Below are 24,700 nucleotides of genomic sequence, written 5' to 3' on the forward strand. Positions count from 1 at the left end.
AGCGGGCTACCTGAAACTCGGTTTGGGATTTGGGCTCTGTTGAAGCGGCCGCTTTGGCTACACAATAATTCAACCTTGGCTGCGCCAAGGCATCGCTTTCAGGTAGCCTTTAGTGTTTACAAAACAGTATTGGCCGGCTCATAGTCGATTACGTCGCGGATTTTGTTTTGCGCGTCCACCAGCACCACTTTCGGCCGGTGTGCGGCGATTTCCGGCTCGGAGAGCAAAACGTACGACATGATGATTACCACGTCGCCCGGCTGCACCAGCCGTGCCGCCGCGCCGTTGAGGCAGATTTCGCCGCTGCCGCGCTCGCCGGCGATAGTGTAGGTTTCCAGCCGCTCGCCGTTGTTGTTGTTCACAATCTGCACTTTCTCGTTTACGCAGATGCCAGCCGCATCAAGCAGATCCAAATCCACAGTGATGCTGCCTACGTAGTTTAAATCGGCGCGGGTAACGGTGGCGCGGTGGATTTTGCCGCCCAGCAAAGTTCGGAACATATCGGGAATCCTGGAAAAAAGCGGTATTTTATCGCAAGCGGTGCGCGGGCTGAAGGCTGCCGGTTATTTTCAGGTAGCCTCTTTCCGCTCATGCCGGTTTGCCGGGCATTTCTGCCCGGCCTGCAAGTTTCAGGCAGCCTTATTCTGCTCCGCAGCCGCAGGGCAGGGAAGCAGAAGCTTGCAGGCTGAGTTGTTTACGCTGCAGCGCTTTTTCGTGGCGGCAGCGCTGGCGTTCGCCGGTGATTTGCAGCGGCGGCACGGGCACGGGTTTGCCGTTTTCCATGGCCACCATGGTGAAATAGCAGCTGTTGGTGTGGCGTACTTGGCCGGTGCGGATGTTTTGTGCTTCCACGCGGATGCCGATTTCCATAGAAGTGCGGCCGGTGTAGTTGACGCTGGCGTATAACGTAACCAGTTCGCCCACATGAATCGGCTCTTTAAACAATACTTTGTCCACAGACAGGGTAACGCAGTAGTGCCCGCTATAGCGGCTGGCGCAGGAATATGCCACCTGGTCGAGCAGGCGCAAAAGCTCGCCGCCGTGTACATTGCCGCTGAAATTGGCAGCGTTGGGCATCATCAGTTCAGACATCACCAATTCGTGCGCGGGCAGCTGGCGAGTGTGGGATTCGGTCATGGTATTCCTCGGTGTGTGAGATAAAAGAATTATTTTATGCTATTCATGCAGCATGGTTTGATTAAACTTGTTTATGGTGCGATTTCTGCATGCCCCGCCAGCCGTTGGCCACCAAAAGCAGCAGCCCCGCCCAAATCAGGCCGTAGGTGATGTAGGCCGAGGGCTGCACCGGCGTTTTCAACACCAACACCGCCAGCAAAAACAGCAAAGCCGGTTCCACATAGCTGAACATGCCAAACAGGTTGACTGGCAGCAGCCCCGATTTCATGTTCAGCGACATCGATACCGCGCTCAATCCGCCCAACAGCGGCAACAGCAGCCAACGGCGCGGGCTGGTGAGAAACTGTTGCACAAAACGCGGCATTGCCGCCAGACCGAGCGTCCACGTCATTATCAGCCACAACCCTGCCGCTGTCATCACCATGCGCAGCGCAGACACATCCGTGCCGCTAATCGGCTGCATCCAATGGCTAAACAGAGATACAGCACGCTAAACAGCAACTGCGACAGCAGCCACAACACCACGCCTTTGCTCAAGTCAGACACAAACACCCGGGGAGTGAATACAGAAAAGTGTGATTATATAATGAATTAACTACCCTATCGATACCAATCGGCGAACTGCAGCCCAACGTTGTGGCAAAGTTGTGGCAAAATTGAAATCAATCCACTCTATTGGCTTACGGAATACGCAGATAAGATTGGAATATTTTCAGGCATTCGAGAAGCGAGGCGCGAAGAAATGTACTTGAAGATGGAATTTTGTAAAGGTTTCAGCCTTGATAAGCCGACCTTCCGCCTTATATAAACCCAAGCGGCAGACAGAATGCCGCTCTCCCCCAACCCAATCAGGAGATTAAAACATGAGTAAAGATTTTGACCAGCAGAAAGAAGAACTCTTGCAAGAAGTGCGCGCCGTGCTCGACGACGTGGAAGAGCTGTACCACAGCGGCGTTGAAGAAGGCAGCAAAGAAGCTGAGCAGCTGCGCGGCAAGCTGCAGCGCAAATTGCAGGTTGCCCGGCGCAAATTGGGTGATTTTGAAGAAGTGGCTGCCGAGCGCGTGAAACACACCGCCCGCCAGGCCGACCAACTGGTGCAAGACAAACCCTACTACGCCATGGGCTTCGCCGCCCTCGCCGGTTTGGTCGTGGGCGTGCTGCTTAACCGCCGTTAATGCTTGCCACCCGGCCGCCCGCCCCGCCCTGTGCAGGCGGGCGTTTGATCGTTGCGCCAAATAGGCAGGGCATAGCGTTACCCGCCTATTTGGCACCTCTATCCCCATCCGAACGGGAGCGCCGCATGAGCCTCAAACACAACATCAACCACATCCGCTTCCTCATCAACCAAGGCGCGGACCTCTTGCTGCTGCGCCTGCAAATCCTCGGTATCGACCTTTCCGGCCAAGCCACCAGCTTCATCAAAATCACCGCCGCCCTGTTCGCGGGCAGCGTGTTGCTGCTCGCCGCCCTGGTCAGCCTCTTCTTCGGCCTCGATGCCGTCTTGCCCGTACACATCAAAATCTGGGTGTTTTTCGGCCTGCCCGTGTTGCTCCTGCTTATCGCTTGGTTCTTGCTCGCCCGCGCCCTGTCCGGCTGGCGGCAGGCCGGCGTTCAGGTAGCCTCCACCCTCGCCGATATGCGCCGCGACCTCGATACCCTGCGCGGCCATACCGCCAGTGCAAGCACCCGGCCTGCCAACATCACGCCGGAGCAGCCCGAATGAACGCCCAGCCTCAGCCCCAGCAGCCGCTCAGCAAGGCGCAGCAGCGCGAACTGCTCGCTCTGCAGGCCGAACTCGCCCGCCTGAAAATCCGCAGCGAACAGCTGCGCCAACAAGGCCGAAACCGCGCCAACAAGCCCATCGACTGGTTCAAACTGGCCGACAGCCTGCCCTTGGCCATGCTGTTGTGGCAAGCCGCCGTTCTGCCCGCTCCCAAACAACGCCAACTGCTGCCCAAATTCGGCCGCCTGCTATGGCGCTGGTGGAGCAACGAGCCAGAGAAAAGGAAAAAAGGAAAGTAAATAGTTGGTCTGGCGGCAAAGGCTACCTGAAAACCGGTTTGAACCGTTTTCAGGTAGCCTTTCTTACATTCGGCCGGTGCTTAGAGCGTTTCCACCGTGTGCTGGTCGTTAGTGTAGATGCAGATACTGCCGGCGATTTCCAATGCTTTCTTCACCACGGTTTCGGGCGGCAGCTCGGTGTTTTCCACCAGTGCGCGGGCGGCGGCCTGGGCATAGGAGCCGCCGCTGCCGATGGCGGCGATGCCGCCTTCCGGTTCGAGCACGTCGCCGTTGCCGGTGATGATGAGGGTGTTGTCTTTGTCGGCCACAATCAGCATGGCTTCGAGGCGGCGCAGGGCGCGGTCGGTGCGCCATTCTTTGGCCAGCTCGATGGCGGATACGGTGAGCCGGCCTTGGTGTTTCTGCAATTTGGCTTCGAAAAGCTCGATCAGGGTAAACGCATCGGCCGTACCGCCGGCAAATCCGGCCAAAACGGTGTTGTTATACAGTTTGCGCACTTTGCGCGCGGTGGCTTTGATGATGGTGTTGCCCAGGCTGACCTGGCCGTCGCCGCCGATGGCGACTTGGCCGCCCCGGCGCACGGAAACGATGGTGGTGCCGTCGAATTGCTGCATGGTGCTTCCTTTTTGAAACGGTTGGGAATAGGCGGCAGATTAGGGCAGCGGCGCGGATTTCAATTTTTTAGGTAGCCTCAAAGAGGGATGAGGCTACCTGAAAACATTTGGTAGCCAGGTTTCTGCTTTAGCTGGCATCGGCGGGGATGACGGCGAGCCATTCGATGTCGCTTTGGGCGAAGGCTTCGGGGAAGAGGTATTCGCCGCGAAATACGGCCAGGTCGATATTTTGCCAGGGCGGATTGAAGGCGGGCGCTTGGGTGCGCACGGCGTCGAGCAGGAGGATGGTGCAGTAGTAGGGCTGTTCGGTGCGGGCAGTGAGGCGGAATGGGCGGCCGGCCAGCGCAGCGGCGTGGCGGGCGTAGCGGTTTGTTGGGAGAGTCGGGGGTGGCAAACTCGGCCAACGGGGTTTCAGATAGCCTTTCCCACTGGCTTTAGGCCGCTTTGCAGCGGGCGATGACTTCGTCGGCCAGTTCCAGATAGGCGATGCTGCCTTTGGCTTTGGGGTCGTAGGCCAGGGCGGGCATGCCGTGGCTGGGGGCTTCGGCCAGGCGCACATTGCGTGGGATGATGGTGTTGAACACGAGGCGGGAGAAGTGTTTTTCCAGCTGCTCGCCCACTTCCAGCGACAGGCGGCTTTGCGGGTTGTACATGGTGCGCACGATGCCGAGGATGTCGAGCTTGGGATTGATGGCTTTGCGGATTTTGCGCACGGTGGCGATGAGGTCGGAAATGCCTTCGAGGGCATAGTATTCGCACACCATGGGTACGATGAGGCGGTCGGCGGCCACGAGGCCGTTGAGGGTGAGCAGGGTGAGGGTGGGCGGGCAGTCGATGAGGATGTAGTCGTATTCCGGTAAAAGCGGCTTGATGGCGGTTTTGAGGCGCATCTCGCGGGCGATCTCCTGAATCAGCTCCACTTCGGCGCCGGCCAAGGAACGGTTGGTGCCGAGGATGTGGTAGCGGCCGTGCGGGCTTTTGAGGCGGGAGTCGGCGGCTGCGGCCTGCTCGAGCAACACTTGATAGGTGCCGCTGCGCAGGCTGCTTTTGTCGATACCGCTGCCGGTGGTGGCGTTGCCCTGCGGGTCGAGATCGACCACCAGCACGCGCTGTTTGCGTTCGGCCAGGGAAGCGGCCAGATTGACGGCGGTGGTGGTTTTGCCCACGCCGCCTTTTTGGTTGGCTATGGCGATAACGGTAGCGCTCATCATCTGGCCTTTCTATGGGAAGGGTTGGGGAAACGGAAATATTCAGGCTAATTTCGGCTTCATGCACGCTTGGGACGCATGATCACCATATGCCGCTCGGCTTCCAGCATGGGCACGTCGAGCTTATCGGCAGACACCACTTCGATATTCGCGGGCAGCTGCTCGATTTCTTCGTAGGGATACACGCCTTTCATGGCGGCCCAGTAGCCGTTTTCGTTGAGCAGGTGTTTGGTGAGTGCGGCAAAATCGGCCAGCTCGGCAAAGGCGCGGCTGGTTACCACGTCCACTTTTTTATCGTAGATGGTTTCCACACGGCCGGCGGCCACGGTAACGTTGCTCAAGCCCAGTTCGATCACGGTTTGCTGCAGGAAGGCGGTTTTTTTGGTGTTGGCGTCGAGCAGGGTGATTTGCAGATCGGGGCGGCAGATGGCGGTGGGAATGCCGGGCATGCCGCCGCCGGAGCCTACGTCCATCAGGGTTTTCGCTTCTTTCACATAGGGCAGCAGGGTGAGGCTGTCGAGAATGTGGCGGCTGATGATTTGGTCGTTGCGGCGCAGGGCGGTGAGGTTGTAAGTGCGGTTCCACTTTTGCAGCAGCGAGGCGTGTTCGAGCAGCAAAAGCTGCTGGGCGGTGGAAAGGTTGAGGCCGAGGGCGGCAATGCCTTCTTGCAGTTGTTGTTTGTTGTCCATAAATTGCGGTTTCGGATAAAGATTAGGGCTACCTGAAAAGGGGTTTGGCTGTTTCAGGTAGCCTGTTGGAATGTTGGACGGATTTTACTCCATCTATACAAAGAATAAAATCTGGCGGCTAGGAAACCTTGTGCCGATTGGCCAGCCAATAGGCGCGGATGTGGTCGAACACCCAGTTGTAAACCAGGGAGTAGAGCACAATCAAGAGGGTGAGGCTGATGTCGGTGAGCAGCGCCTGCCACAGCGTAATTTGCAGAAACCAGGCAATCAGCGGCGCGGTGAAAAACAACAGCCCACCTTCAAACGCGCCAGTTTGCAACATCCGCACGCCCCAGCCGCGCCGCTCGCGCCGGCCGGTGAAGATTTTGTCGAACCCCCAGTTGAACAGGAAATTCCACACCATCGCCGTTACCGACACCGCCACGCTCATGCCAAACGCCGTGCCGGCATGGGAAAGCCCAAACAGTAGCACGGCCACGGCGGAAATCAGCACCGCGCCGGTTTCAAACAGCAAGGCATGAATAAAACGCTCGAAGAAGCTCACGATTCGGCTCGCGTGGGGGAGGGATGGATATTATAGCGCAGAGGCTACCTGAAACTTTCAAGCAGCCTCTTACTCTTTACTCTAAATAGCTGCGGCTTGCCGAATTTCAGGTAGCCCCATCCGGCTAAATCAGCCCTGCCTGCTTCAGCTCGTTCTTCAAATAAGCATAATACACTGGCGAAATGATGATGCCGCTGATGCCGAAAATTCGCTCGAACACCACCATCACCAGCAATAATTCCCATGCGCTCGATTCGATTTGCGAGCCGATGATTTTGGCGTTGAGGAAATATTCCAGCTTGTGTACCACCACCAAAAACACCAGCGAAGCTGCGGCCACATAGAGCGATGCGCCCAGGCTGAGGATGATGATGACTGTGTTGGACACCAGATTGCCGGCCACCGGCACCAGCCCCACCATAAATGCAATCACCAACACGGTGAGCCGGAAAGGCAGCTCCACGCCGAAGGCGGGCAGGATCAGATAAAGATACACGGCGGTAACAGCGGTATCGATTAAAGAGATTTTCACCTGGGCGATAAACACGCGCTCGAAGCTGGTTTGGAAGTTGGTAATGCGCCGCACCAATTGGGCTTTAAACGGCGGCATCTGATGACGGCTGCGGCGGGTATTGAGGCGGTGGAAGCTGAGCAGCGCGCCGATAATCACGCCGATGAGCACATACACAAAGGAAGTAAAGCTGTTTTTGCTGATGCGGGTGAGCGTGGCGCCGTATTCGGTGAGCAGTTCGGCAGCGGCGGCTTTAATTTCGGCCAGATTTTCGGGCAGCATATTCAAAATGGCCGGCGGCAGCTCGCCGTTATTTTTGGTGTTGGCCAGAATGGTGGCGAGCTTGGACAGCATCACCGTGATGTGCCCGCTGTGAATCAGGCGGTACACGCCCAGCGCCATCAAGGTGATGGCTAAGAGCACCAGGCTGATGGTGAACGTGGCGGAAACGAGGTTGATGTTGCGCACATTGAGCGAGCGGTGCAGGAAGGTGTTGTGCGGCAGCAGGCGGCCGCGCATCCACAGAATCAGGCCGTTGGTACGGTTGATGAAAATGTAGGTAAGGATGATGGAAAGCAACAGCGGCAAGAAGCGGAAGTGCAGGATAACCAGCAGCGCAGCAGCCATCAGGATGTAGGAAGCGGTGCGGAATTTGGTGGGTTCGGTGTGCATGATGTGGTGGTGTGTAAAAGGGTGGGGCTACCTGAAAACAGGGATTGGGTTTCAGGTAGCCTTTAAACGGCGGATTATAGCGCGGTGGGTGGAGGGTTAGGCTTGGCGATTCTGCTAAAACAAGAATTTCTTTTGAGCCTTTCTTTCAGGCTACCTGAAAAGGAGAAGCGGATACCAGAAGCAGAAGCTGCACGCACTTCTTCGCATACTTCAATCCGCACATCTAAATAGTGGAACAAGCATTGATTTTTCATTTACAACCACTGAATTTTACATAAAGTCAATGCAATGTTTTCTTAAGAGCATTAAAAATCAATGCTCAAAAGGCATTTTATTGACTATAGCGGAACTAATACATATTGCGGTATCGGGGCGGGTGTCGGGGAAGCAGAGATAGTCGTCATCCGTTTTTTCACTGCATTGGAATGCGTTATCCACATAAAATTTGGCGCTGTTTCGGACATCATAAGTAAAGTTGGCCGGATTTTTGCCGAAGCTAATCATATGGACAGCATGGACAACTTGTCTAGTTGGCTTCGGCTCTAAAAATCCACTTACAAAGGAGTGAACCGAACAGCGTTCGGTATGGTGGCTACCGTTTGCCTGCAACATGATGCAATCTTCTATATGTATGATGTTGCAACGACCGCCGATACCACCACAAGTTATTGACTCTACATATGCTTGAGCAGGCATAACAAAGCCAAGCAGCAGAGCCGATAGGAATTTGGGGAAATGGGCAGTATTCATTTTTTACCTCCTTATGTGGTTTATTCAAACAATACAAGCAGCTTGCAAAGCATGGTGTGCATTGCGTGGGCAATATGCGGAATGTTGGTTATTCATACTTACACAGTTTCAGGCAGTCTTTATTAAAGCTACGCTTTCAGGTAGCCTACTTCGCCCCTTTAAACCCGCGCTTCAAATGCACCATCAACAACGCCACTGCTGCAGGCGTTACGCCGGAAATTCGGCTTGCCTGCCCCACGGTTTCGGGTTTGTGCTGGTTGAGCTTTTGCTGCACTTCGGCGGATAAGCCTTTGACTTTGCTGTAATCGATGTTTTCAGGTAGCCTCAATGTTTCCAAATCTCGGCGGCTGTCGATTTCTTCGTTTTGGCGGTCGATATAGCCTTGGTATTTGACTTGAATTTCCACTTGCTCAATCACGTTTTCAGGCAGCCTGCACTCGGGTTGTGCGCCTTCGAGCGTCATCAGTGCGGCGTAGTCGAGGTTCGGGCGGCGCAGGAGGTCGTGCAGGTTGGCTTCGCGGCTGAGTTTTTGTCCGAACACGCGGATTTGTTCGTCTTCGGCGAGTTTTTGCGGCGTGTACCACGTTGTTTTCAAACGTTGGATTTCGCGTTCGATGGCTTCGCGTTTTTCGTTGAATATGCGCCATTGCTCTTCACCCACCAAGCCGATTTTGTAGCCGTCTTCGGTCAGGCGCATGTCGGCGTTGTCTTCGCGCAGTTGCAGGCGGTATTCGGCGCGGCTGGTGAACATGCGGTAGGGTTCGTTCACGCCTTTGGTGATGAGGTCGTCCACCAATACGCCGAGGTAGGCTTGTTCGCGGCGCAGCAGGAGCGGGTCTTGTCCGCGGACGTATTGCACGGCGTTTGCGCCTGCGAGCAGGCCTTGTGCGGCGGCTTCTTCGTAACCGGTCGTGCCGTTGATTTGTCCGGCGAAGAAGAGGCCTTGGATGGTTTTGGTTTCGAGGCTGGCTTTGAGGTTGCGCGGGTCGAAGTAGTCGTATTCGATGGCGTAGCCGGGGCGCAGGATATGGGCGTTTTCCAGGCCTTTCATGCTGCGCACGAGCGCGATTTGGATGTCGAACGGCAGGCTGGTGGAGATGCCGTTGGGGTAGTATTCGTTGGTGGTCAGGCCTTCGGGTTCGAGGAAAATCTGGTGGCTGTCTTTGTCGGCGAAGCGGTTGATTTTGTCTTCGATAGACGGGCAGTAGCGCGGACCGACGCCTTCGATTTTGCCGGTGAACATGGGGCTGCGGTCGAAGCCTGAACGGATAATGTCGTGTGTTTGCAGGTTGGTATGCGTAATCCAGCAGGACACTTGGCGCGGGTGCATTTCGGCGTTGCCGCGCACGGACATTACCGGAACGGGCGTGTCGCCGGGCTGTTCGGTGAGCTGGGAGAAATCAATCGTGCGTCCGTCGATGCGCGGCGGCGTGCCGGTTTTCAGACGACCTTGCGGCAGGTTCAACTCGCGCAAACGTCCGCCCAGCAATTTGGCGGCGGGGTCGCCGGCGCGACCGCCTTCGTAGTTTTCCAAACCGATGTGGATTTTGCCGGACAAAAACGTGCCTGCGGTCAGTACGACGGCGCGGGCTTTAAATTCCACGCCCATCGCGGTGATTACGCCTGAAATGCGGTCGCCGTCGAGCGTTACGTCGTCAACCGACTGCTGGAAGAGGTCGAGGTTTTCTTGGTTTTCCAGCATTTCGCGGATGGCGGCTTTGTACAGAATACGGTCCGCCTGCGCGCGCGTGGCACGAACCGCCGCGCCTTTGCTGGCGTTCAGGCGGCGGAACTGGATGCCGGATTTGTCGGTGGCCAACGCCATCGCACCGCCGAGCGCGTCGAGTTCGCGCACAAGATGGCCTTTGCCGATGCCGCCGATGGAGGGGTTGCACGACATTTGTCCGAGCGTTTCGATGTTGTGTGTGAGCAAAAGCGTCTGCGCGCCCATGCGTGCGGCGGCAAGCGCGGCTTCCGTGCCTGCGTGGCCGCCGCCGACGACGATGACGTCGTAGGTTTTGGGGTAGAGGATGGTGGGCATGATTGTGTGGATAGTAAAAAATCAAGCGATTATACGCGGTTTTGCCGCCGGATGAGGCTACCTGAGAAACGGAAATGGGTTTTGAGCTTGGCAGAAACCCTGCCTTGGTTTCTCCCAAATATTGTTTTAGCTCCGCAGAAACTCGGCTTCCTCCGGAAGTCTCGTTTTGGCGAAATTCGCTTTGCTCATTTTCAGGTAGCCTGTGCTGGAATTCAGGCTACCTGAAAAAGTTGTGCGCTTGAAAAACGGCTTTCAGGTAGCCTTTCCGGTTTGCGGCGTAGGGCAAGAGGCGGGCTGAAAGTGTTACAATACGCAGTTTCTTTTTATTCGAGTTTTCCGACTTCATTATGTGCAACCACAACCATCCCCCCCTCACCCGCGACAACGGCACCATCCGCATCCGCGGCGCGCGCACGCATAATTTGAAAAATGTCGATTTGGACATTCCGCGCCACAAGCTGGTGGTGGTCACGGGGCTGTCGGGCAGCGGCAAATCGTCGCTGGCGTTTGACACGCTGTATGCCGAAGGGCAGCGGCGTTATGTCGAGAGCCTGTCCGCCTATGCGCGGCAGTTTTTGCAGATGATGGACAAACCCGATGTCGATTTGATCGAAGGACTGTCGCCCGCGATTTCCATCGAGCAGAAATCCACCAGCCACAACCCGCGTTCCACCGTGGGTACGGTTACGGAAATCCACGATTACCTGCGCCTTTTGTACGCCCGCGTCGGCACGCCGTATTGCCCCGAACACAATTTGCCGCTGTCGAGCCAGACCGTATCTCAGATGGTCGATGCCGTGTTGAAGCTGCCGGAAGACACGCGCGTGATGATTCTGGCGCCGGCGGTGCGCGAGCGTAAGGGCGAGTTTGTCGATTTCTTTGCCGACTTGCAGGCGCAGGGTTTTGCGCGGGTACGCGTGGATGGCGAGGTCTATCAGCTTGACGAAGTACCGAAGCTGGAAAAAAACATCAAGCACAATATCGACGTCGTCATCGACCGCGTAAAAGTGAAGGCGGACATCAAGCAGCGGCTGGCGGAAAGTTTTGAAACCGCGCTGCGTCACGGCAACGAGCGCGCGCTGGCGATGGAAATGGACAGCGGCGAAGAACATTGGTTTTCCGCGCGTTTCGCCTGCCCCGTGTGTTCGTACAGCCTGCCCGAATTAGAGCCGCGCCTGTTTTCGTTCAACAACCCGATGGGTTCCTGCCCGACTTGCGACGGCTTGGGCAACACCAATTTCTTCGACCCCGAAAAAGTGGTCGCCCACCCCGAATTGTCATTGGCAACGGGCGCGATTGACGGCTGGGACAAGCGCAACCAGTTCTATTTCCAAATGATTCAGTCGTTGGCGCGGCATTACGGTTTCGACGTGCAGGCTGCTTGGGAAACGCTACCTGAAAAAGTCAAAAAAGTCGTGCTGCACGGCTCGGGCAAAGAAGTCATTGATTTCACCTACCTGTCCGAACGCGGTACCACCTTCAACCGAAGCCACGCCTTCGAAGGCATCATCCCCAATCTCGAACGCCGCTACCGCGAAACCGACAGCGAAACCGTGCGCGAAAAACTGCGCGAATACCAAAACCACCGCGCCTGCCCGAGCTGCGGCGGCGCACGTTTGCGCAAAGAAGCGCGCTACGTTTACGTCAGCGGCGAACCTTTACACGAAGTCTCCGCCTGGCCGCTGACCAAAACCCACCAATTCTTTGAAACGCTGGATTTGGACGGCAACAAAAAACAAATCGCCGAAAAAATCCTCAAAGAAATCACCGAGCGACTCGGCTTCCTGATTAACGTCGGGCTGGATTACCTGAATCTCTCCCGCTCCGCCGAAACCCTCTCCGGCGGCGAAGCCCAGCGCATCCGCCTCGCCAGCCAAATCGGCAGCGGCCTGACCGGCGTGATGTACGTTTTGGACGAACCCTCCATCGGCCTGCACCAGCGCGACAACGACCGCCTGCTCGCCACCCTCAAACGCCTGCGCGATTTGGGCAACAGCGTCATTGTGGTCGAACATGACGAGGACGCCATCCGCGAAGCCGATTTCGTCGTCGATATGGGCCCGGGCGCGGGTGAACACGGCGGCAACGTACTGATTGCCGACACGCCCGAAAACGTCGCCAAATGCGAAAAATCCGTTACCGGACAATACCTCAGCGGCAAAAAATCCATTGCCGTGCCGTCTGAACGCACCCCCGTTAATCCCGACCGAATGCTCGTCCTCAAAGGCGCGCGCGGCAACAACCTCAAAAACGTTACCCTCGAATTGCCGCTCGGTTTGATTACCTGCATCACCGGCGTATCCGGCAGCGGCAAATCCACCCTGATTAACGACACCCTCGCCAAAATCACCGCCCGCGAACTCAACCGCGCTCAAGAAGAACCCGCCCCATACGACGACATCCGCGGCCTCGAACATCTCGACAAAGTCATCAACGTCGACCAATCCCCCATCGGCCGCACCCCGCGCTCCAACCCCGCCACCTACACCGGCCTGTTCACCCCCATCCGCGAACTCTTCGCCGGCGTACCCCTCTCGCGCGAACGCGGCTACAACGTCGGTCGATTCTCCTTCAACGTCAAAGGCGGCCGCTGCGAAGCCTGCCAAGGCGACGGCGTCATCAAAGTCGAAATGCACTTCCTGCCCGACGTGTACGTCCCCTGCGAAGTCTGCCACGGCAAACGCTACAACCGCGAAACCCTCGAAATCCAATACAAAGGCAAAAACATCAGCCAAGTCCTCGACATGACCGTCGAAGAAGCCCGCGAATTTTTCGATGCCGTCCCCACCGTATCGCGCAAACTGCAAACCCTGATGGACGTAGGCCTAGGCTACATCCGCCTCGGCCAATCCGCCACCACCCTCTCCGGCGGCGAAGCCCAACGCGTCAAACTCGCCTTGGAACTCTCCAAACGCGACACCGGCAGAACGCTCTATATCCTCGACGAACCCACCACCGGCCTGCATTTCGCCGACATCGCCCTGCTGCTGGAAGTCATAGGCCGTCTGAAAGGCAAAGGCAACTCGATTGTGATTATCGAGCATAATCTGGACGTGATTAAAACCGCGGATTGGATTGTGGACTTGGGGCCGGAAGGCGGAGATGGTGGCGGTATGATTATTGCTTGCGGTAGCCCTGAGCAGGTGGCGAAGGTGAAGGGGAGTTATACTGGGAAGTATTTGAAGGTGGTTTTATAAGCAGTAGTAATCAAATTTTAGATTAACATTTTTATTTTTATGGATAAAATCATATGAAACAAGAAATTAAAAACATTCCGCTAAAAGAATTAATCCTTTGGAGTGAGAATCCTCGCGATCCTATCAGTCCCAACTCTAACAATGAAACTATTATCTCTAGAGCATTAGCTAACACAAGAAAATGGGAATTACAGAAATTAGCAGACTCAATGGGAAATTTTTATGACTTTAGCGAATTGCCAACAATTGTTTATCATGAAGGGAAGCCCGTTGTTTATGATGGAAATAGGCGTGTAGCATTAGGGCTTTTAGCTAAGGGGATCGTTAATATTAATCATGGAATCAAGAATATTCCTTCTTATGAAGACAGTATTCCTTGTAATGTATGTGCAAAAGAGATTGCACTACAAAGTATTTGGAGAAAACATGCTAACAGTGGTTCATGGGATCCATTGGAACGCGATATTTTCCAGCATAAACATTTAGATAAAGAAAAAAGCTCTTTTCTTGTTTTAAATGAAGCTACAAATATTATTTCAAACTATCCTAGTTTAAATCAACTATTTGTCAAAGAAGAAGTTTTTTCTCAAGAAAATCTTAACAAATTAGGGCTAGTTGTTAAAGAAGGAAAATTATTTACTAAGAATTCATATGAGAATACAGTAAAAATATTAAATGACTTAGTTGAGAAGATCCAAAATAAAGTTATTTCAACACGTAAAAATCGTGGCAAATCATATGAAGTTTTAGAGCCGGAAAATCAGAAAATAATTACAAGCAATATTTCAAATGAGCTAAAAGAATTTAAAGAAAAAACAAATGACAATATCGTAGAAAATAAACCACAAAAAAGGCAGTCTTCCAGAACAAAGAAAAAGCACCAACCTATTTTTGGAGGAATACTTTTCTTAAGACATGGAGATGTTAGCGATCTGTACCGTGATATAACCGAACTTTATCAGTTTTATTGTGATAAAAAAGATAAATTAAGCCACGGCTTTCCTGTCATTATTCGAATGGCTTTGAGATTAATCGTTGAAACTGCTGCAAAAGAAGAATCTATTCCTTTGAACAAATATACACAAAAATATTTCAAATTAGCCAAAGAAAATTTATCTCAAGATGAAAAAACAACTTTATCTACACAAAATGTGACAGAAGGAAGTATAGACCAGCTCTTACAAATTGGAGCTCACCAATATACAGCAGCAAAAAACCTAGATCAATTATTAGCCATGTCAATAATAATTGGTAAAATTTTAGAAAAATCTCATGGGAGGCCATAGTTAAATGTCTATTAGATCCTTTGCATCCCCTCTGCGATACCCAGGGGGGAAAACGTCTATTTTTCCTTTTATGTCATCACTTTTTTACGAAAATTCGTTAATTGGATACTCCTATGCAGAACCTTATGCAGGTGGATGCGGACTCGCACTACAACTTTTATTCAATGAATTTGTTGATAAAGTCTACTTAAATGATTATGACAAATCTATTTATTCATTTTGGTTTACCACTCTATATTATCCTAATGAACTGTGTGATTGGATTGAAGATGTTCCTGTAAATTTAGAAAATTGGCATGAGTGTCGTTTTATTTATCAAAACACATCTAGCGATTTGATAAGTCTAGCTAAAGCAACTTTTTTCCTTAATAGAACAAATGTATCAGGTGTTTTAAAAGGTGGAGTGATTGGTGGGCAAAAACAACAAGGAAAATACAAGATTGATGCTAGATTTAATAAACAGGATTTAATTAATAGAATACAAAAGATTTCTTTATTTAGGGAGAGAATTCATTTATTTAATTTAGATGGGGTAGATTTTGTAAAAAAGATAAATCGCAAAAAAGATGATATTTTTATTTATTTCGATCCACCATATTATCAAAAAGGTTCAGATTTATATATGAATTATTTTAAAGATAAAGATCACTTAAGACTAAAAATTATTATAGAAAAACTTAAAAAAAAATGGATTGTATCTTATGACAATCATGAGTTCATTAAAAATATTTATTCAAATAATTATCAAGTTGTCTATCAATTAGCTCAATCAACATCTAATCGTGTTGGTGATGAGGTAATTATTTTTTCTGGACAATTGCGATTTCAAAAAGCTATTCAACAATTAAAAAACTATAAAATTATTGAGTAGCCAACCGTAGCCTGCATACTCAACCAACCACGTGCGTGGTTGCTCCACACCCCCTACTGTGAATTACACGGAACTTCAAAGCCAATACGTAGTGTGTGCGGTACGCACGCACGCGGTTATTTGATTGACGGTTTGCCGTTTCCAAATTTACTTTCGTTGAAGCTGCCACTTTTCAGACGGCCTCAAATACCAATACAGCCTATCCGTCCATCCCCAAACCGCCCACCTAAAACAAACCAATGTGCAGGCTGCTTTTCAACTCCGTTGAAGTTTCGTTTTGAGCAAGCTGCCATTCAAATATCCCATCAATAAAGGCTACCTGAAAGCGTGAGCTTCAACGAAGTTAAAACTCACTTTGTTCGTTTTAGCTGCGCAGAAACTCACTTCGTTCGTTTTCAGGCAGCCTTTTTTTTAACTTGGCGGCAGCCGCAGTTTCAAAAATCAGAAACCGCCGTTATCCGCCAAACAACGCCGTTTTGCCTTCCGCGCCGGAAACATCCAGCACTTCAATCCTTTCCCTGTCCAGCACCGCCTGCGTCAGCATGGCCACGCCGCCGGAGGGGCCGATTTCCAAAATCCGCCGCACGCCCAGCGCGGCCATGCTGCGGCATTCTGCCACCCAGTCCACGGGATTGACCAACACATTTTGTGCGATGCCGCGCGCCTGTTCCGCATCCAAACCGCAGGCTGCCGCCCATTCGGCTGTTTGCGCCACGGCGGGCAGCATGGCGGGGTGGTGGAAACCGACTTCCACGTCCAGCCGCCACAGCAGGTTTTCGGGCGTTTGGCCGTTTTCGTCTTTCACCGTGTCCGACAACACTCCGCACACGCGCGCTACCGATTCGGGCTTGCCGCTGACGACAAAGCCGTCCGCGCTGTTCTGCAAGCCGATACACGGGCGGTCGGCGGAATCTGCGGGGAACAGTTCGTCAATCACGGCGGCAAGCTGCCCGCGGCTCACGCCCTGCACCATCACCATCGGATGATTGCCGTCATGCAGATACATGCCCGTTGCGCGCCCTTGCAACGTGGCCGCCGCGCCAATTAATTCGGCCAAGGCCAGCAGTTCGGCGGCGTGTTGCGGCTCGCGCATCAGATAACGCCCGAGTATGCCCTGCGAATGCCCGATTACGCCCGCCGCCTTGCCGCTGTCCAGCCCGCGCGCTTCCAGCGTGTGCAGATTGGTGATTTGTGACAGGAAAATGCCGGGCACGCTCACGGCGGCACGCACCAAATCGATGCCGTCCGCGCCGTTTTCCACCCATTTTATCGGCTCGAAACCCTGCGGGCGGGCTGCTGCAATCTGCCCGGCCACGGGCTTCAAGATTCGGGCGGCAGCGACAGCCACTTCGTTCGCCCTGTCCCGCGCCCCGTCGGCCAAAGCCTCGCGCAGGCTGCTTATCCAATCAAAGCCCTGCCCGGAAAAGCAGAGGGCGAAGGGTTCGTTATGCAGTTGTTCAAGCAGGCGGTTTTGTGTAGCCATGATGTTGCTCCCGTAAGTGATGGATTTCAGACGACCTGTGCCGTCCGCAAGATGCCAATCAATGCTGGCGGATGAACTGCTTACGATAACTATACGGGCTGCTGTGGCAACGGGTGCTGTGTTAGGTCAAACATCGGGCTGTTTGTAGAGAGAAAGGATAGGATGCGGGGAAGGCCACCTGAAAACCATGTCTTGGCATAGCTAAGGCGAAGTTTCTGTGTAGCTTGGGTTCTGCCAAGCAATAAACCCTCTCCGTTGAAACGGTGCTTTCAGGTAGCCTCTGCCATACTAAAAGGCTACCTGAAAACTGCTAAATACAGTTTCAGGTAGCCTTTTCTATTCAGCATTTAAGCTGTCAAACGCTTATTTCTTCTTGCGCTGCGGCGGCAAGTCGGTGCAAGTGCCGTTGGCCACTTCTGCCGCCATGCCGATGCTTTCGCCCAAGGTGGGGTGCGGGTGGATGGTTTTGCCGATGTCGGTTGCATCGCAGCCCATTTCGATGGCCAGGCAGATTTCGCCGATCATGTCGCCGGCGTGGGTGCCAACGATGCTGCCGCCGATAATCAGGCCGCTTTCGGCATCGAAAATCAGCTTGGTGAAGCCTTCGTCGCGGCCGTTGGCGATAGCGCGGCCGCTGGCAGCCCACGGGAATACGGCTTTGGTGATTTTGATGCCGTCGCGTTTGGCGATTTCTTCGGTAACGCTCACCCAAGCCACTTCGGGGTCGGTGTAGGCCACGCCCGGAATCACGCGTGCGTCGAAGTAGGCTTTGTGGCCGGCGCAGTTTTCCGCTGCCACATGACCTTCGTGCACGGCTTTGTGCGCCAGCATGGGTTGGCCAATCACGTCGCCAATGGCGTAGATGTGCGGCACATTGGTGCGCATTTGTTTGTCCACTTCGATGAAGCCGCGTTCGGTAACGGCCACGCCGGCTTTTTCGGCAGAGCAGAGTTTGCCGTTCGGCGCGCGGCCGGCAGCCACCAGCACCAAATCATAGCGTTGCGGCTCTTTCGGTGCTTTTTCGCCTTCAAAGGTTACGTAGATGCCGTCAGGCTTGGCTTCTACGGCCACGGTTTTGGTGTTGGTCATGATGTTGTCGAAGCGGTGGGCGTTCATTTTCTCCCACACTTTCACCAAGTCGCGGTCGGCGCCCTGCATCAGGCCGTCCATCATTTCAACTACATCCAGGCGTGCGCCCAGCGTGCTGTACACAGTGCCCATTTCCAAGCCGATGATGCCGCCGCCGATGACCAGCATTTTCTCCGGCAGTTTGCCACCGTTTTGACGCAGTTCCAGCGCGCCGGTGCTATCCACAATGCGTGGGTCTTCCGGGATGAAGGGCAGTTTCACCACGCGGCTGCCCACGGCGATGATACAGTTTTTGAAGGCAACGGTTTTTTTCTCGCCGGTTACGGCGGCTTGTTCGTATTGGGTGGATTCGGTGAGCGACACTTCAATGTGGTTCGCGCCCACGAATTGGCCGTTACCTTGGATAACGTCCACTTTGCGGGCTTTGGCCATGCCTGCCAAGCCGCCGGTGAGTTTGGCGATCACTTTTTCTTTGTAGCCGCGCAGTTCGTCCACATTGATTTCGGGTTCGCCGAATTTGATGCCGTTTTTCACCAAGTGTTTCACTTCGTCAATCACGGCCGCATTGTGCAGCAGCGCTTTAGACGGGATACAGCCCACGTTCAGGCACACACCGCCCAAGGTGCTGTATTGCTCGATGATGGCGGTTTTCAAGCCTTCGTCGGCTGCGGCAAATGCAGCGGAATAGCCGCCGGGGCCGCCGCCCAATACCACCACGTCGTATTCGGCATCGGCAGAACCGGCAAATTGTGCCGCCTGCGGTGCGGGCGCAGCGATTTTGGGGGCTTCCGGCGCCGGAGAGGCGGCGGCTTTCGGCGCTTCGGCAGCGGCAGCCGCACCGGCGGCTTCGATCACGGCAATCACGCCGCCTTCGGAGATTTTGTCGCCCACTTTCACTTTCACTTCTTTCACCACGCCTGCGGCTTCGGCCGGCACGTCCATGGTGGCTTTGTCGGTTTCCAGCGTAATCAGGGTGTCGTCTATAGCGATGGTGTCGCCTGCTTTGATTTCTACGGCGATGATGTCTACATTTTCGTGCCCGCCGATGTCGGGTACTTTCAATTCGATCAAGCTCATTGTGTTGTGCCTCATTTTGAGTGTTGGATTAATTCACAAAGGGCTACCTGAAAAATGGAAACCCGCAATGTTGCCAAGTTTTCGGTATTGTCCGATTAATTGTTCAACAGAGTGAATTATAACGCACTTCGCTGTCTTCCCCGCAGCTTTATCGGTGCAGGTTTTTCTGTTGTGGGCGCAGCGATAGCGGGATGGGTATATAATAGGTTCTTAATTATCAAGTTTTCAGGTAGCCTCAAATGACCCAGCCACACTCCCCCGAACAGCCCGCCAGCCGCCTTGAAGCCTTCCGCCAAAACAGCATCTACCTGCTGCCCAATTCGTTTACACTGGCGGCCTTATTTTGCGCGTTTTTCGCCATCACCCAATCCATGCACGGCCTCTACGACACAGCGGCGGTGGCGGTGTTTGTGTCGATGCTGCTTGACGGCATGGATGGCCGCGTGGCGCGCTGGACCAACAGCCAGAGCGCGTTCGGCGAACAGCTCGACAGCCTGGCCGATATGGTGAGCTTCGGCGTGGCGCCCGCGCTGATTGCCTATAAGTGGCAGCTTTTCGAGTTCGGACGCATCGGCTATTCGGTGGCCTTCGTCTATTGCGCCTGTGCGGCCTTGCGCCTGGCCTTGTTCAACACTTTAATCGGCAAGGTGGACAAACGCTGGTTTATCGGCATTCCAAGCCCGACGGCAGCAGCCTTGGTAATCGGGCTGGTGTGGATGGATCACAGCCTAGGCAGCCTGCCGCTGGCGCGCTGGTGGTGCTTGATCATCACACTGTTTGCCGGGCTTTCGATGGTGGCGCAGGTACGGTTTTGGAGCTTTAAGGAAATCAATGTGCGGCGCAAGGTGCCGTTTTTCGGGCTGCTCTTGGCAGTGATCGGCTTTTTGGTGATTACTTGGGAGCCTTCGTTGGTGCTGTTTCTGCTGTTTTTGGCCTACAGCCTATCGGGCTATGTGATGTGGTTTTGGCAGCGCAGCCGCAAGCAGAAAGAGCAACAGGAAGCGGAAAAAGAACCAGAGGCTACCTGAAAAGTGGCAACAGCCTGAATTTAGGGATAGGCCAGTGCCAAACCAGATTGGTCTGGACGGCTAAAGGCCCCCTGAAAATTCAAATATGAAACGCCGCTGCCGATTTGCTTTCCGGCAGCGGTTTTTATAGTGGAGACAAGACAATGTGGAGCATGGAAGTGTTGCTGCCGCTGGCGGCAGTGGGCGCGGCGGCGGGGTTTTTGGCTGGGTTGCTGGGTATCGGTGGAGGGATGATTATCGTGCCGATTGTGCTGTGGGTGCTGGGCAGGCAGGGCATTACAGGCGAGCACGGCCAGCATTTGGCGGTGGGTACGTCGATGGCAGTGATTGTGTTTACCACCTTTTCCAGCGCACTGGCGCAGCAGAAACAGGGGGCGGTGCGCTGGGAATTTGTGCGGCGTATGGCGCCCGGGCTGGCGGCGGGCAGCCTGCTGGGCTCGCTGGTGTCGAACCGGATTCCCACCTTCGGCCTGCAGGTGTTGTTCATCGTGTTTTGCTATTCGATGGCGGCAAAAAACCTATTTCAGCTCAATCCGAAACCGGCGGCCAAGCTGCCAAGCAGTCGGATGCAGGCGGGGATTGGCGGGTTGTTTGGGCTGCTTTCCAGCTGGGTTGGTATCGGCGGCGGGTCGTTGTCGGTGCCGTTTATGATGTATTGCCGCATGCCGGTGCATCAGGCAGTGGCCACTTCCAGCGTGCTGGCTTGGCCGATTGCGGTAGCGGGGGCGCTAGGCTATCTGCTTTCTGGTTGGAATGTGCCGGGGCTGCCTGCGGGTGCAGTGGGTTTTTGGTATGTGCCGTGCATCGTGGTGTTGGGGGTGTGCACGGTGCTGTTTGCACCCTTGGGCGTGAGAGCGGCACACCGCCTGCCGCCTGCCGGCTTGAAGCGGGTATTTGGGGCGCTGATGGTAGTGATTGGCAGCCAGATGCTGTGGAAATTGCTGCACGGAGCATAGGGATAGCCGCCGTCATTCTGCATAAGTTTTCCGGTAGCCTCCAAACCGTATATACCAAGCCAAAACCGATAAATGCAAAAATCCGTATCCGAACAAGCAATCGCGCGGAAAACTTGCTAAAATGCCGTCCGCCAGCCGCACGCCTTTGGGTAGGATGAAAAATCCAATGCGGCCGATATGTTGATAGCGAATTAGATTGGAGAACCAAATGGCCACTGAACACACCCTTTCCATTATCAAACCCGATGCCGTGGCCAAAAACGTCATTGGCAAAATCTACAGCCGCTTTGAAAGCAACGGCCTGAAAATCGTAGCCGCCAAAATGAAGCACCTCACCCGCGAGGAAGCCGAGGGCTTCTATGCCATACACAAAGAGCGCCCGTTTTTTGCCGATTTGGTGAAATTCATGACTAGCGGCCCGGTGGTGGTACAGGTATTGGAGGGCGAAAACGCAGTGGCCAAAAACCGCGAGCTGATGGGCGCTACCAATCCGAAAGAAGCCGCCCCCGGCACCATCCGTGCCGATTTCGCTTCCTCTATCGATGCAAACGCCGTGCACGGTTCCGACAGCTTGGCCAATGCCGCCATCGAAGTGGCCTATTTTTTCAGCGAGCAGGAAATCTGCCCGCGTTAAACCGGCCAAGCTGCAGGCTACCTGAAAGTTTCAAACGTGTTGAAACGCAGTTTTCAGGTAGCCTTTAAGCCTTTATATATAAATCATAAAACCCAAGAACACAACCAGCCGATTTGCGGCGCTAATATGAAAACCAACCTGCTCAACTACGACATCGCCGGCCTCACCGCCCATTTCGCCCAAATGGGGGAAAAACCCTTCCGCGCCCGCCAAGTGATGCGCTGGATGCACCAAGGCGCAGCCGGCGATTTCGATGAAATGACCGACCTGGCCAAATCGCTGCGTGCCAAGCTCAACGAGAGTGCGCAAGTGGGCGTGCCCGCGCTGATGGCTGCGCAGGAAAGCCGCGACGGTACGCGCAAATGGCTGTTGGATGTGGGCACCGGCAACGGCGTAGAAACTGTGTTCATCCCTGAAACCGACCGCGGTACGCTATGCATTTCCTCGCAAGTGGGCTGTGCGCTGGAATGCACTTTCTGCTCCACCGGCCGCCAAGGCTTCAACCGCAACCTCTCCACCGCCGAAATCATCGGCCAATTATGGTGGGCCAACAAAGCATTGGGCGCCACACCCAAAGACGAACGCGTGATTTCCAATGTGGTGATGATGGGCATGGGTGAGCCGCTGGCCAACTACGATAATGTGGTGACCGCGCTCTCCATTATGCTGGATGACCACGGCTACGCCCTCAGCCGCCGCCGCGTTACCGTGTCCACCTCCGGCATGGTGCCGCAAATGGATAGGCTCAAAGAAGACATGCCGGTGGCGCTGGCTGTATCGCTGCATGCCCCAAACGATGCCATCCGTAACGAAATCGTGCCGCTAAACAAAAAATATCCGCTCAAAGAGCTGATGGCTGCCTGCCAGCGCTATTTGGTTAAAGCCCCGCGCGACTTCGTTACCTTCGAATATGTTATGCTCGCCGGCGTAAACGACAAACTCGAACACGCCCGCGAGCTGTTGGAATTGGTTAAAGACGTTCCCTGCAAATTCAATCTAATTCCGTTTAACCCCTTCCCCAATTCCGGCTACAACCGCTCCAGTGATGAAAATATCCGCGTATTCCGTGACATCCTGTATCAGGCCGGTTTAGTGGTTACCGTGCGCAAAACGCGGGGCGACGACATCGATGCGGCCTGCGGCCAGCTGGCCGGACAGGTGCAGGACAAAACTCGCCGCCAACAGAAATGGCTGCAATTACAAGTTGCGAAAGGTTGATTATCATGAGAAAAAATTTAGTTGCCTCCCTGACGGCACTCGCTTTGCTCGCCGGCTGCGGCGGCATCACTATCCACACCGGCAACAAAGAAGTGCGCAACCGGCCAGAGGAAATTGCCGCCATCAAAACCCAGCTTGCCATCGAATATATGAATTCGCGCGACTACCGTGCCGCCGTGTCTGCGATTGAAGAAGCCCTACAGGCTCAGCCGCGCAACGAAAACGCCTGGCTGGTGCGTGCTGAAATTTATCAATATCTGAAAGTGCCGGAGAAAGCGGAAGAAAGTTTCCAACGCGCCCTGTCTATCAAGCCCGACAGTGCGGAAATCAACAACAACTACGGTTGGTTTTTGTGCAACTCCGGCAGCCGTGCAAACCAGGCCTTGGCTTATTTCGACCGCGCCCTGGCCGACCCTACTTATCCCAGCCCGCAGGTAGCCTACATGAACAAAGGCATCTGTAGCGCCCGCCTGGGGCAATACAACCTGGCCATGGCCTATCTGGAACGCTCCCAAGCCGCCGACCCGAGTTTCGCCCCCGCGCAAAAAGAAATGGCACGCGTGCGCATGCTCGAAGGCAATTTGGGCGAGGCCGACCGCCAGTTCCGCCAATATCAAAGTAAGGTAGACCGGCTAGGTGCCGACGATCTGCTGCTGGGCTGGAAGATTGCCCGCGCCCGCGGCCAAACCCAGGCTGCCTACGAATACGAAGCGCAGCTGCGCACCAACTATCCGTATTCGCCAGAACTTCAAGAAATTACCACAGGAAGACCCCAATGACCGAGATCTCAACCCCCCAGCTGGTCGCTGCTGAAGAACTGGGCAAATTGTTGCGCCACAACCGCGAACAGCAACAGCTGTCGCTTGGCGATGTGTCGGAACACCTGAAACTGCCCGCCCGCCAGGTGGAGGCGTTGGAAAACGCCGATTTCAGCAAATTGCCCGAGCCCGTGTTTGTGCGCGGCTTTCTGCGCAGCTACGGACGCTACCTGAATTTGGACGAAGCCGTATTAAACAGCTATTTGGAGCAGATAGTTGCCCCCAGCCAATTCCAAAGCCCCTCGGCCAAAGAAGATGGCAATGTGAAGATGACCTACCACAACGCTCAGATTAAAAAACCCTTCCCGCGCTGGATTTTCGGCGTGGCCGCCGCTGCCGCGATTGTGGGCGTGGTGGTGTTGTGGCAGATGAAGTCCAACACCGAACATCAAAAACAGAATGCCCAAACCAGCATTCCGGAAAACCAAATCCTGCCACCCAACTTAGACAGCAGCAATGTGCAGGTGTTGCCGCTGCAAGAAGCCTCCACGCCCGCCGCCTCCCTGCCCGCGGTTTCAGGTAGCCAGCCGCAACCGATAGAAAACCCCGCTTCTGCATCGGCCGCCGCTGCAGGCATCCAATCGGCTCAGGGCGAATTGGTGCTCAAACTGCGCTTCCGCTCTTTCCTCACCGTAACCGATAAAGACGGCCAAATGCTGGTAAGCAAAATCGTGCCGGCCGGCAGCGAACACCGCTTCTCCGGCAACGGCCCCTACCGCGTACGCATCGGCTTTGCCAAAAACAGCTTAGCCAGCTACAGCGGCCGCGACATCAATGTGGCCGAGCACATGGTCGACCAAAAAACCGCCGCCTTCACTGCCGGCGGCCAAGACGATGCCGCCCAATAACCATACC

General features: G+C 54.4%; 25 protein-coding genes. 12 read left to right on the forward strand and 13 right to left on the reverse strand.

The features are described 5' to 3' along the window. Positions 1-116: 116 nt before the first annotated feature. The 3 genes from panD to A7P97_RS09535 all read right to left on the reverse strand — a co-directional run bounded on the left by panD (position 117) and on the right by A7P97_RS09535 (position 1,600). A complete protein-coding gene (panD, locus tag A7P97_RS01285) occupies positions 117-500 on the reverse strand; it encodes an aspartate 1-decarboxylase (protein WP_003824535.1) in 384 nt (127 codons plus the stop codon). A 139-nt stretch (positions 501-639) separates the two neighbouring features. Next, positions 640-1,137, reverse strand: coding sequence for an acyl-CoA thioesterase (locus tag A7P97_RS01290; RefSeq protein WP_067529998.1), 498 nt, complete (start codon positions 1,135-1,137; stop codon positions 640-642). A gap of 61 nt (positions 1,138-1,198) precedes the next feature. Continuing rightward, positions 1,199-1,600: a hypothetical protein gene (locus tag A7P97_RS09535; RefSeq protein WP_231865620.1), complete on the reverse strand. Its 402-nt coding sequence runs from the start codon at positions 1,598-1,600 to the stop codon at positions 1,199-1,201. A 400-nt stretch (positions 1,601-2,000) separates the two neighbouring features. Between A7P97_RS09535 and A7P97_RS01300 the strand changes: the two genes are divergently transcribed. The 3 genes from A7P97_RS01300 (at position 2,001) to A7P97_RS01310 (ending at position 3,159) form a co-directional block, all read left to right on the forward strand. Then, positions 2,001-2,312: a YqjD family protein gene (locus A7P97_RS01300; RefSeq protein WP_067530000.1), complete on the forward strand. Its 312-nt coding sequence runs from the start codon at positions 2,001-2,003 to the stop codon at positions 2,310-2,312. Positions 2,313-2,437: 125 nt separating this feature from the next. Then, positions 2,438-2,860 carry a phage holin family protein gene (locus A7P97_RS01305; protein WP_067530001.1) on the forward strand — a complete coding sequence of 141 codons (423 nt, stop codon included), beginning with the start codon at positions 2,438-2,440 and terminating at the stop codon, positions 2,858-2,860. Then, positions 2,857-3,159, forward strand: coding sequence for a hypothetical protein (locus A7P97_RS01310; protein WP_067530002.1), 303 nt, complete (start codon positions 2,857-2,859; stop codon positions 3,157-3,159). Before A7P97_RS01305 ends, A7P97_RS01310 begins: the two co-directional genes overlap by 4 nt. 80 nt (positions 3,160-3,239) lie before the next feature. Here A7P97_RS01310 and hslV read toward each other — a convergent pair whose 3' ends face one another. The 8 genes from hslV to mnmG all read right to left on the reverse strand — a co-directional run bounded on the left by hslV (position 3,240) and on the right by mnmG (position 10,188). Further along, positions 3,240-3,773, reverse strand: coding sequence for an ATP-dependent protease subunit HslV (gene hslV / locus A7P97_RS01315; protein WP_064106263.1), 534 nt, complete (start codon positions 3,771-3,773; stop codon positions 3,240-3,242). Positions 3,774-3,900: 127 nt separating this feature from the next. Next, positions 3,901-4,167, reverse strand: a complete 267-nt coding sequence (locus tag A7P97_RS01320) for a hypothetical protein (RefSeq protein ID WP_067530003.1) — start codon at positions 4,165-4,167, stop codon at positions 3,901-3,903. Positions 4,168-4,207: 40 nt separating this feature from the next. Further along, entirely contained in the window at positions 4,208-4,981 is a 774-nt protein-coding gene (locus tag A7P97_RS01325) for a ParA family protein (protein ID WP_067530082.1), read from the reverse strand. Between the two features lie 59 nt (positions 4,982-5,040). Continuing rightward, positions 5,041-5,670, reverse strand: a complete 630-nt coding sequence (rsmG, locus tag A7P97_RS01330; protein ID WP_067530004.1) for a 16S rRNA (guanine(527)-N(7))-methyltransferase RsmG — start codon at positions 5,668-5,670, stop codon at positions 5,041-5,043. A gap of 118 nt (positions 5,671-5,788) precedes the next feature. Continuing rightward, positions 5,789-6,214 carry a PACE efflux transporter gene (locus A7P97_RS01335; RefSeq protein WP_067530005.1) on the reverse strand — a complete coding sequence of 142 codons (426 nt, stop codon included), beginning with the start codon at positions 6,212-6,214 and terminating at the stop codon, positions 5,789-5,791. Between the two features lie 124 nt (positions 6,215-6,338). Beyond that, positions 6,339-7,397: an AI-2E family transporter gene (locus tag A7P97_RS01340; protein ID WP_067530006.1), complete on the reverse strand. Its 1,059-nt coding sequence runs from the start codon at positions 7,395-7,397 to the stop codon at positions 6,339-6,341. 312 nt (positions 7,398-7,709) lie between these two features. Then, complete coding sequence (locus A7P97_RS01345; RefSeq protein WP_067530007.1) at positions 7,710-8,147, reverse strand: hypothetical protein; 438 nt, start codon at positions 8,145-8,147, stop codon at positions 7,710-7,712. Positions 8,148-8,292: 145 nt separating this feature from the next. Further along, positions 8,293-10,188 (reverse strand): tRNA uridine-5-carboxymethylaminomethyl(34) synthesis enzyme MnmG, encoded by a 1,896-nt coding sequence (gene mnmG / locus A7P97_RS01350; protein WP_067530008.1) that lies wholly within the window; start codon positions 10,186-10,188, stop codon positions 8,293-8,295. A gap of 347 nt (positions 10,189-10,535) precedes the next feature. Here mnmG and uvrA point away from each other — a divergent pair, with 347 nt between their 5' ends. Genes uvrA through A7P97_RS01365 form a run of 3 tightly spaced genes read left to right on the forward strand, consistent with a single transcriptional unit; the run spans position 10,536 to position 15,542 of the window. Continuing rightward, positions 10,536-13,385: an excinuclease ABC subunit UvrA gene (gene uvrA / locus A7P97_RS01355; RefSeq protein WP_067530009.1), complete on the forward strand. Its 2,850-nt coding sequence runs from the start codon at positions 10,536-10,538 to the stop codon at positions 13,383-13,385. Between the two features lie 53 nt (positions 13,386-13,438). After that, positions 13,439-14,671 carry a hypothetical protein gene (locus tag A7P97_RS01360; protein ID WP_067530010.1) on the forward strand — a complete coding sequence of 411 codons (1,233 nt, stop codon included), beginning with the start codon at positions 13,439-13,441 and terminating at the stop codon, positions 14,669-14,671. A 4-nt stretch (positions 14,672-14,675) separates the two neighbouring features. Then, a complete protein-coding gene (locus tag A7P97_RS01365; RefSeq protein WP_067530011.1) occupies positions 14,676-15,542 on the forward strand; it encodes a DNA adenine methylase in 867 nt (288 codons plus the stop codon). A 454-nt stretch (positions 15,543-15,996) separates the two neighbouring features. On the opposite strand, the gene A7P97_RS01370 is transcribed toward A7P97_RS01365, so the two are convergent. Then, on the reverse strand, positions 15,997-17,025 hold the full coding sequence (locus A7P97_RS01370; RefSeq protein WP_067530012.1) for an ACP S-malonyltransferase: 1,029 nt from the start codon (positions 17,023-17,025) through the stop codon (positions 15,997-15,999). A gap of 363 nt (positions 17,026-17,388) precedes the next feature. Further along, positions 17,389-19,191, reverse strand: coding sequence for a dihydrolipoyl dehydrogenase (lpdA, locus tag A7P97_RS01375; protein ID WP_067530013.1), 1,803 nt, complete (start codon positions 19,189-19,191; stop codon positions 17,389-17,391). 239 nt (positions 19,192-19,430) lie between these two features. Here lpdA and pssA point away from each other — a divergent pair, with 239 nt between their 5' ends. The 6 genes from pssA (at position 19,431) to A7P97_RS01405 (ending at position 24,693) form a co-directional block, all read left to right on the forward strand. Continuing rightward, positions 19,431-20,219 (forward strand): CDP-diacylglycerol--serine O-phosphatidyltransferase, encoded by a 789-nt coding sequence (pssA, locus tag A7P97_RS01380; protein WP_067530014.1) that lies wholly within the window; start codon positions 19,431-19,433, stop codon positions 20,217-20,219. 143 nt (positions 20,220-20,362) lie between these two features. Further along, positions 20,363-21,175 (forward strand): sulfite exporter TauE/SafE family protein, encoded by an 813-nt coding sequence (locus A7P97_RS01385; protein WP_067448741.1) that lies wholly within the window; start codon positions 20,363-20,365, stop codon positions 21,173-21,175. A gap of 208 nt (positions 21,176-21,383) precedes the next feature. Beyond that, positions 21,384-21,809 carry a nucleoside-diphosphate kinase gene (gene ndk, locus A7P97_RS01390; RefSeq protein WP_067530015.1) on the forward strand — a complete coding sequence of 142 codons (426 nt, stop codon included), beginning with the start codon at positions 21,384-21,386 and terminating at the stop codon, positions 21,807-21,809. A 126-nt stretch (positions 21,810-21,935) separates the two neighbouring features. After that, a complete protein-coding gene (gene rlmN / locus A7P97_RS01395; RefSeq protein ID WP_067530016.1) occupies positions 21,936-23,027 on the forward strand; it encodes a 23S rRNA (adenine(2503)-C(2))-methyltransferase RlmN in 1,092 nt (363 codons plus the stop codon). 5 nt (positions 23,028-23,032) lie between these two features. After that, positions 23,033-23,806: a type IV pilus biogenesis/stability protein PilW gene (pilW, locus tag A7P97_RS01400; RefSeq protein ID WP_082887555.1), complete on the forward strand. Its 774-nt coding sequence runs from the start codon at positions 23,033-23,035 to the stop codon at positions 23,804-23,806. Then, positions 23,803-24,693, forward strand: coding sequence for a helix-turn-helix domain-containing protein (locus A7P97_RS01405; protein WP_067530017.1), 891 nt, complete (start codon positions 23,803-23,805; stop codon positions 24,691-24,693). Before pilW ends, A7P97_RS01405 begins: the two co-directional genes overlap by 4 nt. Positions 24,694-24,700 lie beyond the last annotated feature (7 nt).

Origin of the sequence: Eikenella sp. NML070372 (assembly GCF_001648415.1) — a bacterium.
GTDB classification, from domain to species: domain Bacteria; phylum Pseudomonadota; class Gammaproteobacteria; order Burkholderiales; family Neisseriaceae; genus Eikenella; species Eikenella exigua.

Excerpts from the sequence above, each read along its gene's own strand:
- lpdA (WP_067530013.1), bottom strand. The coding sequence starts at position 19,191 with ATGAGCTTGATCGAATTGAAAGTACCCGACATCGGCGGGCACGAAAAT.
- mnmG (WP_067530008.1), bottom strand. The coding sequence starts at position 10,188 with ATGCCCACCATCCTCTACCCCAAAACCTACGACGTCATCGTCGTCGGC.
- A7P97_RS01310 (WP_067530002.1), top strand. The coding sequence starts at position 2,857 with ATGAACGCCCAGCCTCAGCCCCAGCAGCCGCTCAGCAAGGCGCAGCAG.
- rlmN (WP_067530016.1), top strand. The coding sequence starts at position 21,936 with ATGAAAACCAACCTGCTCAACTACGACATCGCCGGCCTCACCGCCCAT.
- A7P97_RS01305 (WP_067530001.1), top strand. The coding sequence starts at position 2,438 with ATGAGCCTCAAACACAACATCAACCACATCCGCTTCCTCATCAACCAA.
- A7P97_RS01360 (WP_067530010.1), top strand. The coding sequence starts at position 13,439 with ATGAAACAAGAAATTAAAAACATTCCGCTAAAAGAATTAATCCTTTGG.
- A7P97_RS01300 (WP_067530000.1), top strand. The coding sequence starts at position 2,001 with ATGAGTAAAGATTTTGACCAGCAGAAAGAAGAACTCTTGCAAGAAGTG.
- A7P97_RS01370 (WP_067530012.1), bottom strand. The coding sequence starts at position 17,025 with ATGGCTACACAAAACCGCCTGCTTGAACAACTGCATAACGAACCCTTC.
- pilW (WP_082887555.1), top strand. The coding sequence starts at position 23,033 with ATGAGAAAAAATTTAGTTGCCTCCCTGACGGCACTCGCTTTGCTCGCC.
- pssA (WP_067530014.1), top strand. The coding sequence starts at position 19,431 with ATGACCCAGCCACACTCCCCCGAACAGCCCGCCAGCCGCCTTGAAGCC.
- A7P97_RS09535 (WP_231865620.1), bottom strand. The coding sequence starts at position 1,600 with ATGCAGCCGATTAGCGGCACGGATGTGTCTGCGCTGCGCATGGTGATG.
- hslV (WP_064106263.1), bottom strand. The coding sequence starts at position 3,773 with ATGCAGCAATTCGACGGCACCACCATCGTTTCCGTGCGCCGGGGCGGC.
- A7P97_RS01345 (WP_067530007.1), bottom strand. The coding sequence starts at position 8,147 with ATGAATACTGCCCATTTCCCCAAATTCCTATCGGCTCTGCTGCTTGGC.
- A7P97_RS01340 (WP_067530006.1), bottom strand. The coding sequence starts at position 7,397 with ATGCACACCGAACCCACCAAATTCCGCACCGCTTCCTACATCCTGATG.
- rsmG (WP_067530004.1), bottom strand. The coding sequence starts at position 5,670 with ATGGACAACAAACAACAACTGCAAGAAGGCATTGCCGCCCTCGGCCTC.
- A7P97_RS01405 (WP_067530017.1), top strand. The coding sequence starts at position 23,803 with ATGACCGAGATCTCAACCCCCCAGCTGGTCGCTGCTGAAGAACTGGGC.
- uvrA (WP_067530009.1), top strand. The coding sequence starts at position 10,536 with ATGTGCAACCACAACCATCCCCCCCTCACCCGCGACAACGGCACCATC.
- panD (WP_003824535.1), bottom strand. The coding sequence starts at position 500 with ATGTTCCGAACTTTGCTGGGCGGCAAAATCCACCGCGCCACCGTTACC.
- A7P97_RS01385 (WP_067448741.1), top strand. The coding sequence starts at position 20,363 with ATGTGGAGCATGGAAGTGTTGCTGCCGCTGGCGGCAGTGGGCGCGGCG.
- ndk (WP_067530015.1), top strand. The coding sequence starts at position 21,384 with ATGGCCACTGAACACACCCTTTCCATTATCAAACCCGATGCCGTGGCC.
- A7P97_RS01365 (WP_067530011.1), top strand. The coding sequence starts at position 14,676 with ATGTCTATTAGATCCTTTGCATCCCCTCTGCGATACCCAGGGGGGAAA.
- A7P97_RS01290 (WP_067529998.1), bottom strand. The coding sequence starts at position 1,137 with ATGACCGAATCCCACACTCGCCAGCTGCCCGCGCACGAATTGGTGATG.
- A7P97_RS01325 (WP_067530082.1), bottom strand. The coding sequence starts at position 4,981 with ATGAGCGCTACCGTTATCGCCATAGCCAACCAAAAAGGCGGCGTGGGC.